14 protein-coding genes are annotated in these 15,254 nt (G+C 41.7%); 13 read left to right on the top strand and 1 reads right to left on the bottom strand.

The features are described 5' to 3' along the window. Positions 1–372 precede the first annotated feature (372 nt). The 13 genes from HRU23_10015 (at position 373) to HRU23_09955 (ending at position 13,792) form a co-directional block, all read left to right on the top strand. Positions 373–1,464, top strand: coding sequence for a hypothetical protein (locus HRU23_10015; protein NRA54468.1), 1,092 nt, complete (start codon positions 373–375; stop codon positions 1,462–1,464). Positions 1,465–1,568: 104 nt separating this feature from the next. Further along, positions 1,569–2,423 carry a ThiF family adenylyltransferase gene (locus HRU23_10010; GenBank protein ID NRA54467.1) on the top strand — a complete coding sequence of 285 codons (855 nt, stop codon included), beginning with the start codon at positions 1,569–1,571 and terminating at the stop codon, positions 2,421–2,423. 250 nt (positions 2,424–2,673) lie between these two features. Further along, positions 2,674–3,528 (top strand): PEP-CTERM sorting domain-containing protein, encoded by an 855-nt coding sequence (locus tag HRU23_10005; GenBank protein ID NRA54466.1) that lies wholly within the window; start codon positions 2,674–2,676, stop codon positions 3,526–3,528. A 204-nt stretch (positions 3,529–3,732) separates the two neighbouring features. After that, a complete protein-coding gene (locus tag HRU23_10000) occupies positions 3,733–4,809 on the top strand; it encodes a nitroreductase family protein (protein ID NRA54465.1) in 1,077 nt (358 codons plus the stop codon). A gap of 276 nt (positions 4,810–5,085) precedes the next feature. After that, positions 5,086–5,736 carry a hypothetical protein gene (locus HRU23_09995; protein ID NRA54464.1) on the top strand — a complete coding sequence of 217 codons (651 nt, stop codon included), beginning with the start codon at positions 5,086–5,088 and terminating at the stop codon, positions 5,734–5,736. Positions 5,737–5,868: 132 nt separating this feature from the next. Then, on the top strand, positions 5,869–6,420 hold the full coding sequence (locus HRU23_09990; GenBank protein ID NRA54463.1) for a topoisomerase DNA-binding C4 zinc finger domain-containing protein: 552 nt from the start codon (positions 5,869–5,871) through the stop codon (positions 6,418–6,420). 42 nt (positions 6,421–6,462) lie between these two features. Next, on the top strand, positions 6,463–6,972 hold the full coding sequence (gene purE / locus HRU23_09985) for a 5-(carboxyamino)imidazole ribonucleotide mutase (GenBank protein NRA54462.1): 510 nt from the start codon (positions 6,463–6,465) through the stop codon (positions 6,970–6,972). Then, positions 6,973–7,527, top strand: a complete 555-nt coding sequence (locus HRU23_09980; GenBank protein NRA54461.1) for a threonylcarbamoyl-AMP synthase — start codon at positions 6,973–6,975, stop codon at positions 7,525–7,527. It begins immediately after the preceding gene. Between the two features lie 39 nt (positions 7,528–7,566). Continuing rightward, positions 7,567–8,475: an oxygen-dependent coproporphyrinogen oxidase gene (hemF, locus tag HRU23_09975; GenBank protein ID NRA54460.1), complete on the top strand. Its 909-nt coding sequence runs from the start codon at positions 7,567–7,569 to the stop codon at positions 8,473–8,475. A gap of 563 nt (positions 8,476–9,038) precedes the next feature. Further along, a complete protein-coding gene (locus HRU23_09970) occupies positions 9,039–10,910 on the top strand; it encodes a methyl-accepting chemotaxis protein (GenBank protein NRA54459.1) in 1,872 nt (623 codons plus the stop codon). 190 nt (positions 10,911–11,100) lie between these two features. Further along, positions 11,101–12,558: a potassium transporter gene (locus HRU23_09965; GenBank protein ID NRA54458.1), complete on the top strand. Its 1,458-nt coding sequence runs from the start codon at positions 11,101–11,103 to the stop codon at positions 12,556–12,558. Between the two features lie 3 nt (positions 12,559–12,561). Continuing rightward, on the top strand, positions 12,562–13,092 hold the full coding sequence (hemG, locus tag HRU23_09960; GenBank protein ID NRA54457.1) for a menaquinone-dependent protoporphyrinogen IX dehydrogenase: 531 nt from the start codon (positions 12,562–12,564) through the stop codon (positions 13,090–13,092). A 25-nt stretch (positions 13,093–13,117) separates the two neighbouring features. Next, positions 13,118–13,792 carry a DUF2982 domain-containing protein gene (locus HRU23_09955; protein NRA54456.1) on the top strand — a complete coding sequence of 225 codons (675 nt, stop codon included), beginning with the start codon at positions 13,118–13,120 and terminating at the stop codon, positions 13,790–13,792. 45 nt (positions 13,793–13,837) lie between these two features. Here HRU23_09955 and trkA read toward each other — a convergent pair whose 3' ends face one another. Next, positions 13,838–15,247 (bottom strand): Trk system potassium transporter TrkA, encoded by a 1,410-nt coding sequence (gene trkA / locus HRU23_09950; protein ID NRA54455.1) that lies wholly within the window; start codon positions 15,245–15,247, stop codon positions 13,838–13,840. Between the last annotated feature and the right edge of the window lie 7 nt (positions 15,248–15,254).

Raw genomic sequence — 15,254 nt, 5'->3', positions numbered from 1 at the left:
TCAGTCGAAAGACTGGGGCTTTTTTCGTATGCGTAGAATAAAAATATAGCAAGTCGATGGACCGTCGTCGCTAGCGGAGTACAAAAGATAAGATTAATCGTCGACGACGTAGTCGTTGCGAGATCTAGCTCGCAGCAACGAGCGGAACGACATTGTAATCCCCCCATTCTTAATGAAGGTAAGACGTAGCGTTTAGAACGTCGATTAATGGGCTCTCGTTAAGTGTTGAGCAAGAACTCGAATTAAATGTTTATTCGTTTAGCGGGAGGTCAAACTTGAAGCGCGGCAATTCGCCATTATTAATTAGACTTGGTTTAGTGCTATTGATAAGCTCAGGTATATACTTGCCTAACAAATATGAAATATCTATTTATGTATCGTTTTTTAATTATTTATCTTTTCATCCTGATGTCACTACCAGCTTATGCCGGGGGTCTATTCACTATCGATAAGGAGAAAAAGATTGGAGAGATGGTTACAGCGTCAGTTACTGACTTATGTGATGTTGCTGATGGTACGCTATCATACTTAAACAGAGGTGCTGCATACGATCCTGATGTTATAAAAGCTGGTGTAGTTGCTCGTTTTGGGATCGATTTAGCTAGAGTCAAACGTACTTTAGCTTTTGTATGTCAAATTGAGCAGGAAGACTCTCTGGCTAAGCGTGCTTCTCGCTTGTTAGATCCTGATTTTATTCGCCGACACTTTCAAATGATTCAATGGAGGCCAGATAAACTTCAAGCTCAAGCTTATTCATTAAATAAACCATTACTGCAAAATATTCCAGATAATAAGATCCTGTTGACAAAATATTATATTAAATTAGCACAGGGCAGTGCCGAGCAGGCTATCAGCCATCTACATCCGCTATACGCATTGCCGTTTGACGAGCAAGGCATGAGTTTAGAGCAGGCTGACCAGCATAAAAGCACCTTAATAAGATATCAGCTCACAAAGCAGCAAGTATTAACCGGCATATTGGATAATAAACGATTAGCACAACCATTAGTTTGGCTAACGCGAGATGATTTAGAAGATACCTTAATGCAGGGAACTGCGAAAGTAACTATAGGTTCTCGGTCAGTATTCTTCAATGTACACCGTAATAATGGTATCGCTTACCAGCGTAATGTGAAAAAACGAGATCAGCAAAGATATTGGTATTTCAAACAAACATCATCAATATTGGGTTATGGTAAAGACGCTGATTATAAAATTCCTATTCACCCTATGGTCGCTGTCGCTGGAGATTTAAAGTATCTCGGTTTGGGAAAGCTTATCTTATTAACATCTAATGGTGAAAGCCGCTTAACAATTTTGTCTGATACAGGGGGAGCATTTGAAAACAACCAATACCAACTGGACTATTTAGGTGGTTTCTTTAAAAATTGGGATGACTATATTAACACCTATCGCCACTTTCCTGATTATTTTGAAGCAAGGATATTAATAGTTAAAGAATAATTAATAAGCTGCCCCTATTTATTCCCATTACAATTATTGCTCATCCGTTATAAATATGCCCTGCTAGACTTTAGTTATCGTTATTGTCATTGATGAGGGATGTTATGTTTGATTATGATCAGGCGTTCTCACGTAATATTGGGTGGGTTACCGAACTAGAACAACAGAAACTACGAGGGGCAAAAGTAGCTATAGCCGGCGCTGGAGGCGTTGGTGGAGTTCACTTATTAACGCTCTGCCGCTTAGGGATTGGTGGTTTTAATATTGCGGATTTTGATACTTTCGAAGTACATAACTTTAATCGTCAGTCAGGTGCATTTATGTCGACGATCGATCAGGAAAAAGTTCGTGTAATGGAGCGAATAGCATTAGATATTAACCCAGAATTAGAGATTAAAAGCTTTGATCAAGGTGTGTTTGAAGACAATGTTGATGAGTTTTTACGTGATGTTGATATATATGTCGATAGTCTTGATTTTTTTGCGTTAGAAGCTCGAAAAATGGTGTTTCAACGCTGTTTCGAAAAAAAAATCCCCGTAGTCACTGCCGCTCCTCTGGGAATGGGTTGTGCCTTTCTGTGTTTTATGCCTGACAAGATGTCTTATGAAGAATATTTTAGGTTTGCTGGTCGATCTGAGCATGATCAATACATTCAATTTTTAATCGGCCTGTCACCGGCAATGCTACAGCAAGCATATTTAGTTGATAAATCTAAGGTCGACTTTCATGCCAAAAAAGGTCCGTCAACTCCGATGGCTGTTCAACTTTGTGCTGGAATAGCGGGCACATACGTACTAAAAATATTACTAGGTCGTGGAGAATTAGTTACAGCACCGCATGGTCTACATTTTGACGCCTATCGTAATAAGTTTTCTAAGACTTACCGACCGTTTGGCAATAACGGCTTATTCGCACGGATCATGTTTCATGTGGCAAAAAGAATTGTAAACAAAACTTAATTATTAGCCGATTATCATTTAACGATACTGTTAATGGTTTTAGTCAATCCCGATGTCAGTATATTTTACAAATTACCAAATTAGTCGGAAGTGTTTTTTTTCAACTTACGTATGCCTCTGTAATTTAATGGTTTAATGTTGTTGGCTTACTTAATGCATTGTATGTCAGTAGTCGTCTTTGCAGAGGCTAACAACTTGTAATTATACAATCTCACTCAGCAATTACGGATTGTATTGATAAAGGAATATAATGATGAAAACAAATATTTTGAAAAAAACTATAGGCGCTATCGTTGTTAGTAGCGTACTAATGTCAGGCGTAGCTCAAGCTGGATTTTCCGTCGATGATAACTGGAATTTAAACCTAAGTGTCGCCAATGGATTGTCTGGTTTTGCCGGATTAACTGATTCGGTAGGGATAGACCATTTGAATATGGTTGGGGCCTCAACGGTTGAGCAAATTGTTTTGGGTGGAGTAAGCCTAGGTAATAGCTTTGTTGATGAGGGTTACTTCCAATTTACTAATTTTTCACCTGAAGGTGGTGGTCTTACATCACTTTTTGGCTTGGGTAATGCTGCTGCCTTAGTTGGGGTGTTTTCTGGCTTAACGGGTACATTGAATCTTGACGGAACAACCAGTTTTGATACGGGTGTTGCTTTCACTGGTGCCATTGATATGTTATTGGATATGGATGGTGTTCTTGCAACCACAGGCGATCAATTAGTTTTGGCTTCTTATGGTTTAATCGCGCCATCAGGTGGTAGTGACCTCGACTTCTTCGGTGGTGCAGGTGCTACTGCCACTCTTGATTTGTCATTAACTTTACTTTCATCTATTAGTGGTTTGTTTACTGATGAAAATGATGTTGAGTATGGTGCGACTACACTTCATACCGTAAATACTGACGCCTTGCTTGATCAAAATTTCGGTGGCGGAACAGGCATTGTGGAGTTTATTGATGGTGCTGGCGATGGTTATGTAGAAATTCATACTCAGAACAACGGTCAATACAATATTGCGACTGAAGTACCAGAACCAGGTAGCTTAGCGTTGTTCGGCTTAGGGTTGATGGGGTTAGCCTCAATTAAGCGCAAGCGTACATAACTACTAATTATTTAGCGTAGCTGGATTTGATATGGAAGTCTATGAAACGGCAAGGATGCCGTTTTTATTAATTGTTCTAGATAGGTAAAAACAACAGTATCTGTTAGTGCTGGACTATCTATCTTCTCGACGGTAGATATAAGAAATCATTACATTTGTTGTCACAATGATGTCTCCGTAGGCAGCTAGCTAGGAGTGAAATTAATGACTGTTGGTAACGAACCATCTGCGATACAGCAGATACTTGAATTAGCGCGTTGGGCACCAAGTGGGGATAATACTCAACCGTGGCAGTTTGAAATAATTGATGATCGAACATTTCTTATTCATGCAACTGATACCAAAGATTGGTGTGTCTATGATTTAGATGGCCGTGCCAGTCAAATCGCTATCGGAGCGCTACTTGAAACGATCGAGATTGCCGCCAGCGATCAAAAAATGACAGTTCAATACTCTTACCCAAACACATTAAATTCGCCAACCGTCATAAAAACTGAACTGAAAGTTGACGAACAAATAAAAACTAGCCGATTACTCCCTTTTGTTAAAACACGTTGTACTCAGCGTCGACCTTTTACTACGACTGATTTGAGTAAGCATCAAAAAGATATGTTGCAGCAGTCGGTAGGTGCTGGTTATCAAGTGCTTTGGTTTGAAGGTCGTGATTCAAAATGGCAATTTGCTAAATTATTGTTTAAAAATGCTAAGGTTAGACTTACGATCCCTGAGGCTTATTGTGTCCATAAAAGGATTATTGAGTGGGATGCACAATTTAGTGAAGACAAAATCCCAGACCAAGCCGTTGGCCTTGATTGGCTATCATTAAAGTCAATGCGATGGGCGATGACAAGTTGGGAGCGGGTCTGTTGGCTCAATCGTTACTTTGCCGGTACTTGGTTGCCACGCATTCAATTAGACCTAATTCCCGCACTATGCTGTGGTGCACATTTTATCATTGTTGCTGATAAGGACTTATCAACAGAGCATGACTTCCACTCCGGTGGCAAGGCAACTCAGAGGTTTTGGTTAACCGCTAGTCAACTCGGTTTACAATTTCAGCCTGAAATGACCCCGTTAATATTTTCTAAATATGTCACTAATTCTCTGGAATTCACCCACGATAAACCGGCTAATAAATTAGCAAAAGAACTGACGTCAACACTCGATAGTTTGCTTGGTGATAGTGACATAAATACCCAAGTATTTATGGGGCGTATTGGCGTTGGAATGCTGCCAAATGCTCGTTCAACGAGAAAGCCATTGCAAAAATTAATCAAATAATATCGCTCTTAATTATTCGTTATTTTAAGCATTAAGTAGTTTATGTTTAATAATTCAGCCGTGGTTCATACGCGATGGTATCTAATAAGTACTTGTAAAATAGTAAGTTTGTATTGTATCATATTGATATGTGAACGATTAACGTACACTTGCGCTTGTAAGGATGAAACAAGTATGACGCTTTAAGGGCTTATTTAGTGCCCTTTATTTCTATCTGCAATCTAACGGATTATTTCATTGTAGAGAACTCATTGATATTCCCGTTAGGTTGTAATTATGCATGTTATATTTGAGATAACTAGTGACCAAGATCTACTCAAGCAATACTATAAATTACGAGAAGAAAGCTATCGAAAAGTGTTACGGTTACCAGATTTTTGCGGAATAGAAGAAGAACTAGATCGAAAGTCTGACATACTAATCGCCCGAATCGGCAGTCAATGTCTTGGTGGGATTAGAATATGTGGTGCTGATAATATGGACTTATTGCCGCTTGAGCGGTCGGGTGAACAATTAACTCAACAGATGCCACATCTCAGTTTAAATAGCGTAGGTTATTGTCAATGGATGCGATTGTCTTTGCGTCCGGATATTAAAATTCCTCGAATTAATTTACAAAAACAGTTTTGTTTAGCCTTGACTAGATTTAGCGCTGCACTAGGTTATCGTTATGGGTTTTGTATTTCTAGTAAGGTTCACCATCGTTTCTATAAACGTTTATTTCGTCAATATGGTTATGACTATTGGAATTGTGAGAATATTTCGATTGAAAAAGAAGGCGACTTCGATGATCTTGAGCATATGCTGTGTGTCACTGACATGGACTCGGTTGCCCAAGGGGACTTAGCTAATCAATACACAGAACTCAATGTTACTTATCAGCTAAATATTCAAGAGAAATCGGCATTATACTACTGTCAGGGTTAAGTGTTGCTTGGTTTACGACCGATGGTTTGTGAGGATTATTGACTTGGTGACATAAAATGTCGTCAATAGATAGCTTGTTAACAAGCTAGTCTGATATAATCTGCCTCATTATTGTTCATTTGGTGACGTCGTATGAAGCAGCCTCAGTTGTTCACACAACATGAGCACGCCTTAGAGAAAGAATATGAGTTGTGTCCGCAGTGCGGTAGCGAACTTGCGATTAAAAATTCTAAGCACGGTCCTTTTTTGGGATGTTGTCAATATCCGGCTTGTGATTATAGCCGTCCCTTAGTTCAGCATGAAACTTTGGACGAGCAGCTCATCGACGGTTCAAACTGCCCGGTGTGCCAGCATGAGTTAGCGATTAAAAAGGGCCGCTATGGTATTTTTATTGGTTGCTCTAATTACCCCCAATGCCACCACATTGAACATCAAAATCAACTCCAACAAACCAGCTGCCCTCAATGTAGTAAGGGTCACTTAGCGCAGCGAGTATCGCGCTATGGTAAAACCTTTTATGCGTGTGATAGTTATCCGAAATGTAAGTATGTCGTTAACTATAAGCCGATTTCCAAAGTCTGCCCTGAGTGTGATTGGGCAATCTTAATCGAAAAGAAAACAGCGACTGGTACTAAAATTCAATGCCCGCAAAAAAAATGTAGTTATAAATTCGAGCGTGAATAATTTCGATACAATTATTTTATTTAAATCAGTTAGGAAAATATAATGAGCAAACCATTTGTCGCGATATTAATGGGATCAGATTCTGACCTACCCGTAATGCAACACACCTTTGATGTCCTGAAATCTTTTAATATTGCATTTGAAGTTAAGATTACATCGGCACACCGTACCCCAGAAGCAACTCACAACTATGTAACGGATGCTGAAACTCGTGGCTGTAAGGTGTTTATTTGTGCTGCTGGCTTAGCTGCTCATTTAGCTGGTGCTGTTGCTGGTATTACGACGCGTGCGGTTATTGGAGTACCAATTGACGCAGGCCCATTAAATGGCCAAGATGCATTATTGTCTACAGTAATGATGCCCGCTGGAGTTCCTGTAGCAACTGTTGCTATCGGTAAAGCAGGCGCTAAAAATGCTGGTTACTTAGCCGCGCAGATGCTGGCTGTAGCCGATGATGAATTGGCTATTGCGGTAAAAGCTGATCGTAAGGCTAATGCCGAAGCTGTGATTGCAAAAGATAAAGCGTTACAAGAGAAATTACAGTCGCTATAAATGAAATTATCAAACGACGTTGCAATTACAGCTCTGAAGCATGGCGCTGTAATTGCGTATCCCACCGAAGCTGTTTACGGCTTAGGTTGCGATCCGACTAATGAGCCAGCGGTGCAATCACTTCTTCAGATAAAGCAGCGCGATCCTGCCAAAGGTTTAATTTTAGTCGCTGGTGATTTCAAATTACTTGCTAAGTATGTTGATCTCACGCTAGTGAGTAAAACTCAATGGCAACAGATTCAGCAGAGTTGGCCGGGACCCGTTACTTGGATTCTACCTAAGAGTGAAAATTGTCCACCTTGGCTCTCCGGTCAATATAACAGCATCGCAGTAAGAGTAAGTGCTCACCCGGTTATTATTGCTTTGAGTGAGAGTTTGGGCCTGCCAATTGTTTCAACTAGCGCTAACGTGTCGGGGCTGCCTCCTGCAATGTGCGCAAAACAAGTTAATTTGAATTTTAAACATCAATTGGGTTACGTCATTGATGCGCCTTTAGGTGGAAATGATCAGCCAAGTAAAATATTTGATGGTATTACTGGCCAGCAAATAAGATAATTAGCTTATTCACAATTGACTGATGTAGGAAACATTATCGTGACTGAGGTTTCTAGCGAGAGCGTAAAATCGTATTTGTTGGCATTACAAAATAGTATATGTCAGGCACTTGAAAGCCAAGAGCCAACTAAACGTTTTGAATTTGACAGTTGGCAACGCGCCGAAGGTGGTGGCGGAGAAAGTAGAGTACTGACTAATGGTCAGGTATTTGAGCAAGCAGGAGTTAATTTTTCCCATGTAATGGGAGAGCAATTACCACCATCGGCTACGGCATTGCGTCCGGAACTCGCTGGTCGCCGCTTTGAAGCTATGGGCGTGTCGTTAGTTATTCATCCTAATAATCCATACGTTCCAACCTCACATGCCAATGTTCGTTTCTTTATCGCTTATGCCGATGACAAACCGCCGGTTTGGTGGTTTGGTGGTGGCTTAGATTTGACGCCATATTATGGTTTTGAGGCTGATTGTATCCATTGGCATCAGACAGCCAAAGACTTATGCCAGCCTTTTGGTGAGGACAAATATCCACTTTATAAGCAAGAGTGTGATCAGTATTTTCATCTTAAACATCGAAATGAAGCTCGCGGCATCGGTGGTTTATTTTTTGATGATCTCAATACGCCGGGATTTGATCAAAGTTTTGATTTTATGCAAGCGGTGGGTAACGGCTTTATAGAAGCGTATTTACCTATTGTCAAAGCGAGAAAAGAACTTGAATTTGGGGACCGAGAGCGTCAATTTCAGCTATATCGACGTGGACGTTATGTTGAGTTTAATCTTGTATATGATCGTGGGACTCACTTTGGATTACAAAGTGGCGGTCGTACCGAATCAATTTTAATGTCGATGCCTCCTTTAGTTAGATGGCAATATAATTATCAACCGGCACCAGGCAGTGCGGAAGCGCAACTTTACGAAGAATTTTTACCAATTCGAAACTGGGTATAAAACAATAGAAAAGGTAATGGGGTGAACCCTATTGCCTTTACTATATTTATATCTAACTAACACCTATCTCATCGTTAAATTCTAATATGCATCTTATAGTTAAAATAAATTAATCTAAAAAATGCATAAAGTCTGTTATCATCCATACTACTTTAGTAGCTATATTATACAAAATGTAACTACACTTATCTGGTGACCAGAATCTTAAAAGGATTCGAGTATCTCTGCCGCCGTTTTTCCGGTTAATTATGAATTAACTGAGTGTTATTGTGAACATGCTTATTGGTTCTGCGTGGAAGTAGTAGTAACCAACTTAGTCTTGCTCGAGAGAAACGAAGTTTGCGCATCTATTTTAAAATTAAAAAAACAATTAGATTACTTTATTTCATCGCGAGTGACTGGATGTTGTTACTGACTTGCTATTTTTGGGCTATACCTAAATAAGCATTAGTCGAAGTTTTAAAGACTTGTGACAATCAACTAGGCAATAATATGAGGCATTTATATTGACCTTCGTTCTATTACTATGGCGTTATGCCAAAAAATAAATTGGAGTTAGCTTCATGCAATTTAAAACAAAATTAATCGCTGCCACGACCTTGGTATTATTGCTTTCGATGTCAGTGCTATCAATCAGCCAATACCTTAAAGTTAAAACCAGTCTTGACCACACTGTTGCTGAAACATTAACAGAAGTTTCTGAAGAGTTAGCTGACAATATTTCTCATGTTATGGACAGCCATCGCGCAATGACGGCTTACATTATGGATTTAATTGATGATGATGTAACCGAAGAAAATATAATTCGCGTCGTGACTAAATCGATCGTTAAGCGTGATTTTGTGTTAGCGGGAATTGGTTTTGAATCTGACGGGCGTGTGGTATCAAATGACCCATCGTGGACACCACCATCAGATTACGACCCGAGAACTCGTCCGTGGTATCAAAATGCTAAACAAACTGGAAAAGTGATTGTAACAGCGCCATATACCGATGCTGTTTCCAATGAGGTGCTGGTTTCGATGGCTGCTCCTATGGTTGATCAAGGAAAATTTGCTGGAGCAATGTTTCTTGATGTCAGTTTGGCAGGTTTAGGAAAGACTGTTAACCGAGCAAAACCATTAAACGCCGGTTATGCCTTTTTGGTGACCGATAAAGGTGTGCTGATTTCTCACCCGGATACCAAACTGAATGGCTCTAAAATGTCAGGTTACTTTGGTTCGCAATTACAACTCAATACTGTTCAGCAAGACGTTGTTATAGATGGGCGAAACTTTGTGATCAAGCTTGCTAAGGTCGCTAATATTGATTGGTACCTTGGGGTGGCGATCGATGCTGAGATTGTCGGAGCAACAGCCAGTGAGTTGCGTAATCAAGCGTTATTATTTTCTGCTATCGCGTTATTGATAAGTATTGCGGCGATTTATTTACTGGTTACTAAATTAATGGCTCCTTTAGATAACATCACCCAGGCAATGCAAGGTATAGCCAGTGGCGAAGGCGATTTAACTCAGCGTTTAGCAACAGATAGTGATCTGGAGTTTGCTAATTTAGCTCGGGGCTTTAACGGTTTTGCCGATAAATTGCAGGTATTGATCCGCGATAGCAAAGATTTAGGCGACCAAATCATGGCCGGAACCGATGAAACTGCACGTGGCTCTTCGGCTGCGGTTGATGCTTTGACTCAGCAGTTGAGTGAGTTAGAGCAGTTAGCTACCGCGATGACTCAAATGTCGTCAACTGCCTTAGAAGTTGCTGGTTATGCCCAGCAAGCCGCTTCATCAGCAAAAGAAGCGGACGAGGCCGCGGCAGACGGCGCCGCAGTTGTCAATTCGACTTCTGATTCAATTACCCAACTATCTGTTCATATCGAGAATGCGGTTGAAGAGGTTAAATTACTCGAGCAATCAACGGGCAATATTGAAACTATTTTGTCTGTTATTAGTGGTATCGCTGAGCAAACCAACTTGTTGGCATTAAATGCAGCAATTGAAGCTGCTCGTGCTGGTGAACAAGGTCGCGGTTTTGCCGTGGTTGCTGATGAAGTACGTAATTTGGCGCAGCGTACTCAAGAATCAACGGCAGAAATTAAAAATATGATAGATATTTTGCAACAAAGCTCTGTGTCTGTTGCTAATGTTATGTCTAAATCTCAATTAGAAGCGGCTCAAAGTGTTGAAAAAGCACAGCAAGCAAACGATGCTATTAACACTATTCGAGAGTCAATTGGCCGTATCACCGATATGAATTTGCAAATAGCTGCGGCAGCTGAAGAGCAAAGTTTAGTGGCCGAAGAAGTTAATCGTAACACGGTTAACATTAAAGATTTATCACAGCAGGTATCCGATAATGCGCAAGTAACCAATCAAGATATGATGGCTCAAAAAGATCGAACGCAGCAACAGCACGATGTGCTGAGCCGCTTTATTGTATAAGGGACGGTTCTTAAGGCAAGGCTGGCTCAAGCGCTGTGATCTTGTTTTATGAGCGCTGGTACAAATATACCAACTTAGTGACAGGCCGCTCTAGCGGCCTGTGTTGTGTTATAAATCAATATTTTTCCAAATAGACCTGTGGTACATTAGCAACTCATTTCACTTACCTCACTGGCCACAGTAAACACTTATGCAGACACGTTCGTTGATCCGGATTTTGGGTTTATTAATTACCATTTTCAGTACTACCTTGTTACTCCCCGGGTTAGTTGCTGCCATTTTTAATGATGGTGGTGGTGTTGCTTTCGTACAATCATTTTTCCTTTGTGTCGTTTTTGGCTTTTTATGTTGGTACCCCAACCGAGGGCACAGAAAAGAGCTAAATGTACGAGATGGTTTTATCGTTGTGGTGATGTTTTGGCTGGTACTAGGCAGTGTTGGTGCCGTGCCGTTTGTGTTGTCAGACCGCCCAGATATGACATTAGTTGATAGTGTCTTTGAATCTTTTTCGGCGCTGACAACCACTGGTGCGACAGTTATCACCGGCCTTGACGATTTACCAAAAGCTATTCTCTTTTATCGTCATTTGCTGCAATGGCTTGGTGGTATGGGCATCATTGTCTTAGCTGTTGCAGTCTTGCCGATGCTTGGTGTTGGTGGTATGCAGCTATATAGGGCGGAAACCCCTGGGCCAGTTAAAGATTCAAAAATGACACCACGCATTGCCGAAACAGCTAAAGCATTGTGGTATATATATTTTACCTTAACCATTGCCTGTGCTGCCGCTTATTGGGCAGCTGGCATGTCGGTATTCGATGCAATTTGTCATAGCTTTTCCACGATTGCAATCGGCGGCTTCTCAACTCATGATGCCAGCATGGGGTATTTTGATTCATATAGTATCAACCTCATTTGTGTGATCTTTTTACTCATTTCAGGCATCAACTTTAGTTTGCATTACGCGGCTATTATCCGCCCGAGAAAAATGCTGCGTTCGTATTTTAGCGATCCTGAAATGCGCCTTTTCTTAGGGCTGCAATTAGCGCTGGTATTGGTGGTTTTTTCTGTTTTATATAAAGAAAATATTTATTTAACTGCCGATGAAGCCTTTAGTCATGCGTTATTTCAGGCGGTATCAGTCTCAACCACCGCAGGCTTTGGCACCGACAGTTTTAGTGGCTGGCCATTATTTTTACCATTATTGTTAATCTTTACGTCATTTGTTGGTGGCTGTGCGGGTTCAACTGGCGGTGGCATGAAAGTAATCAGGGTGGTGTTGCTATTTTTACAGGGAGCGCGAGAGCTTAAGCGTTTGGTGCATCCCCGCGCAATTTTTGCGATTCGACTTGGTAATAAAGCGTTACCAGATCGCGTCGTTGATGCCGTTTGGGGTTTTTTTGCCGCTTACGCACTAGTTTTTGTGGTGTGTATGCTGGCCTTGTTATATACCGGCCTTGATGATGTTACAGCGTTTAGTGCGACCGCGGCCTGTTTGAATAACCTTGGGCCTGGCTTGGGCGAAGTTGCAGCACATTATGGCAACATTAATGACAGTGCCAAATGGATCTTAGTTATGGCGATGCTATTTGGGCGACTGGAAATTTTTACTTTACTGGTTTTATTTACTCCAACGTTCTGGAAAGGTTAATAGATGTCTTATACCTTAATTATATATTCGACCACCGATGGTCAAACAAAGAAAATTTGTGAGGCGTTAACCTCACAATTGACCGATGCAGGCAAGGAAGTTCGCTTAAGTCCGTTAGCGCAGCAGTCGCAGATAGATTGGGAGCAGGTTGAGCAAGTTTATTTGGGTGCTTCGATCCGATATGGTAATTTTAACAAAGAATTACAAACGTTTATTACCAAAGAGCAAGCTCAGCTGGCAGCGCGGCCGAACGGATTTTTCTGTGTTAATTTGACGGCGCGCAAGCCTGAAAAGAATACGCCAACAACTAATGCCTACATGGTTAAGTTTATAAGTAATTCGCCGTGGCAACCGCAGTTACAAGCGGTATTTGCCGGCGCTTTACGGTACAGCAAGTACCGTTGGTTTGACCGACGCATGATCCAGTTTATTATGAAGTTAACTGGCGGCGTCACTGATACCTCACAAGACATTGAATATACCGATTGGGCCAAGGTTGCACAATTTGGTCGCGAGATCCTTGCACAAAAGTAGTAATGCACTGATATAAGGAGAGCAAATGTCCCCACCTGTATCCGACTTGTTAATCAGAACCCCGACTCGACGCAATAAATTGTTTTCATTGTTAGCTGGTGGCTTATTATGGTTTGGCAGTACCGTGCTAGTGTATCAGTGGCCAGTGCTGCAGCTCGCCATTTTATTGGGCTATCTAGCAGGCGCATTGTTAATCTTTGTTGGATTTTTAAAATACTCTGAGCCTGAGTATAGCTTGGCGCTAGGCCAACACTCGTTACAGTACATTCATCGTTATGGGCGCTGGTCAATCGAGTGGCAGGATATAATCTTGGTCGCCCATCCTAGTATCCGGTATGGACTGGAGCGATGTGATATTCCATATCTTGGGATTAAACTAAATGACGTTGCAGCAGTTGCCCATTCTGTTTCTCCGCGTTTGGCGAGTCGCCAAATTCATGAACAGCGAGATATATTAATGCTCGCTCATCAGCAAGAGTTACTGAGCTTAGAGCAAATTACAATTAACTTCTCAGAGTATAAGTTGGCTAATAACCAAGTAATCAATGGTCCGCGCGCGGCATGGCTTCATCAGATGGCGGCGTTGCGTAGCGCCTATGGTTATGACTTGTACGTGCCGGTAACTAGTTTTGCTCACTCGCCCGCGCAAATGATTGCGTTACTCAATAAATACCGACTCGCGGCGGCGACTCGGGTTTAAATTACGAGGGTAAGTAATACGGCAGTTCGGGGCACAGTTTCCGGGTTAAAGGAAGAATGCACTCGGTGAGAATAAACGTTCAACATCACCAATATATTTTTTGTCGACTAAAAATAGAATGACATGGTCGTCGGAATGTATCTCAGTTTTGTCGTGGGCAATTAATACTTCGTTACCCCTTACAATGGCGCCAATCGTGGTGCCTGGTGGTAGCTTGATATCCATTACGCGGCGGCCAACGACTTTCGACGTCATGGCGTCACCATGAGCTATCGCTTCGATAGCTTCGGCTGCTCCACGACGCAAGGAATATACATTGCTGATGTCACCTCGCCGCACGTGTGACAGTAAGGCCGAAATAGTGATCTGTTGTGGCGAGATAGTAATATCAATATTAGTATCTTCCATTAAATCAGCATAAACACTGCGTTGGATAAGCACCATGACTTTTTTAGCGCCCATCCGCTTGGCCAGCATCGATGACATGATATTCGCTTCATCGTCGTTGGTTACCGCAATAAATAAATCTGTTTGGTCGATATTTTCTTCGCTCAGCAACTCATGATCGGCGCCGTCACCACAAAATACCGTTGCTTTAACCAAATTTTGCGACAGTGTTTGGGCACGTTTTGGATTGCGTTCGATTAGCTTAACTTGGTGGTTTTTCTCTAGCTGGCTAGCCAAGCCTGCACCGATATTACCGCCACCGACAATCATAATACGTTTGTAGGTGTTCTCCAGTTTCTGTAACTCACTCATTACTGCACGGATGTGACCCGTTGCGGCAATGAAAAACACTTCATCGTCGGCTTCGATAATCGTGGTGCCTTGTGGCCTAACCGGTCGCCCTTGCCGAAATATCGCTGCAACTCGGGCATCAATATTTGGCATATGTTCTCGCAATGCCGACAGAGCATGACCAACTAACGGCCCACCATAATAAGCGCGTACTGCGACTAAACTGACTTTGCGTTGCGCAAACTGCAGCACCTGCAATGCGCCAGGATAATCAACAAGACGTCTGATATATCCAGTCACTAATGTCTCAGGCGAAATTAACTCATCAATAACAAAACCACGATGGCTTGGTGGTTGATTTTTTAGTTGCTTGCTCGAGTAAAATAATGATTTGGCGTATTCAAGGTAATTTTCGTCGCGGATTCTGGCAATTTTAGTGGGCACATCAAACAGTGAATAAGCAACATGACAGGCGGTCATATTAATTTCATCGGAGTTGGTCACGGCGATTAATAAATCGGCGTCATCGGCTCCCGCTTCCTGCAATGTTTGCGGGTGGGAGCCGTGACCAAGTACAACCCGTAAATCTAATTTATCTTTGAGTTCAGCCAAAGCATCACGATCATTATCAATAATGGTAATGTCGCTATCTTCACCGACCAGGTTTTCAGCCAAGCTGCCGCCAACTTGACCTGCGCCTAAGATAATTATCTTCACAGCAATG

The organism is Gammaproteobacteria bacterium (assembly GCA_013214945.1).
Lineage (GTDB): Bacteria > Pseudomonadota > Gammaproteobacteria > Enterobacterales > Psychrobiaceae > Psychrobium.
The sequence above is the reverse complement of the archived record's forward strand: the minus strand, read 5'-3'. Positions and strand labels throughout refer to the sequence as shown.

Excerpts from the sequence above, each read along its gene's own strand:
- HRU23_10015 (NRA54468.1), top strand. The coding sequence starts at position 373 with ATGTATCGTTTTTTAATTATTTATCTTTTCATCCTGATGTCACTACCA.
- HRU23_09970 (NRA54459.1), top strand. The coding sequence starts at position 9,039 with ATGCAATTTAAAACAAAATTAATCGCTGCCACGACCTTGGTATTATTG.
- HRU23_09965 (NRA54458.1), top strand. The coding sequence starts at position 11,101 with ATGCAGACACGTTCGTTGATCCGGATTTTGGGTTTATTAATTACCATT.
- HRU23_09990 (NRA54463.1), top strand. The coding sequence starts at position 5,869 with ATGAAGCAGCCTCAGTTGTTCACACAACATGAGCACGCCTTAGAGAAA.
- HRU23_09995 (NRA54464.1), top strand. The coding sequence starts at position 5,086 with ATGCATGTTATATTTGAGATAACTAGTGACCAAGATCTACTCAAGCAA.
- HRU23_09955 (NRA54456.1), top strand. The coding sequence starts at position 13,118 with ATGTCCCCACCTGTATCCGACTTGTTAATCAGAACCCCGACTCGACGC.
- HRU23_10005 (NRA54466.1), top strand. The coding sequence starts at position 2,674 with ATGATGAAAACAAATATTTTGAAAAAAACTATAGGCGCTATCGTTGTT.
- purE (NRA54462.1), top strand. The coding sequence starts at position 6,463 with ATGAGCAAACCATTTGTCGCGATATTAATGGGATCAGATTCTGACCTA.
- HRU23_10000 (NRA54465.1), top strand. The coding sequence starts at position 3,733 with ATGACTGTTGGTAACGAACCATCTGCGATACAGCAGATACTTGAATTA.
- hemG (NRA54457.1), top strand. The coding sequence starts at position 12,562 with ATGTCTTATACCTTAATTATATATTCGACCACCGATGGTCAAACAAAG.
- HRU23_10010 (NRA54467.1), top strand. The coding sequence starts at position 1,569 with ATGTTTGATTATGATCAGGCGTTCTCACGTAATATTGGGTGGGTTACC.
- HRU23_09980 (NRA54461.1), top strand. The coding sequence starts at position 6,973 with ATGAAATTATCAAACGACGTTGCAATTACAGCTCTGAAGCATGGCGCT.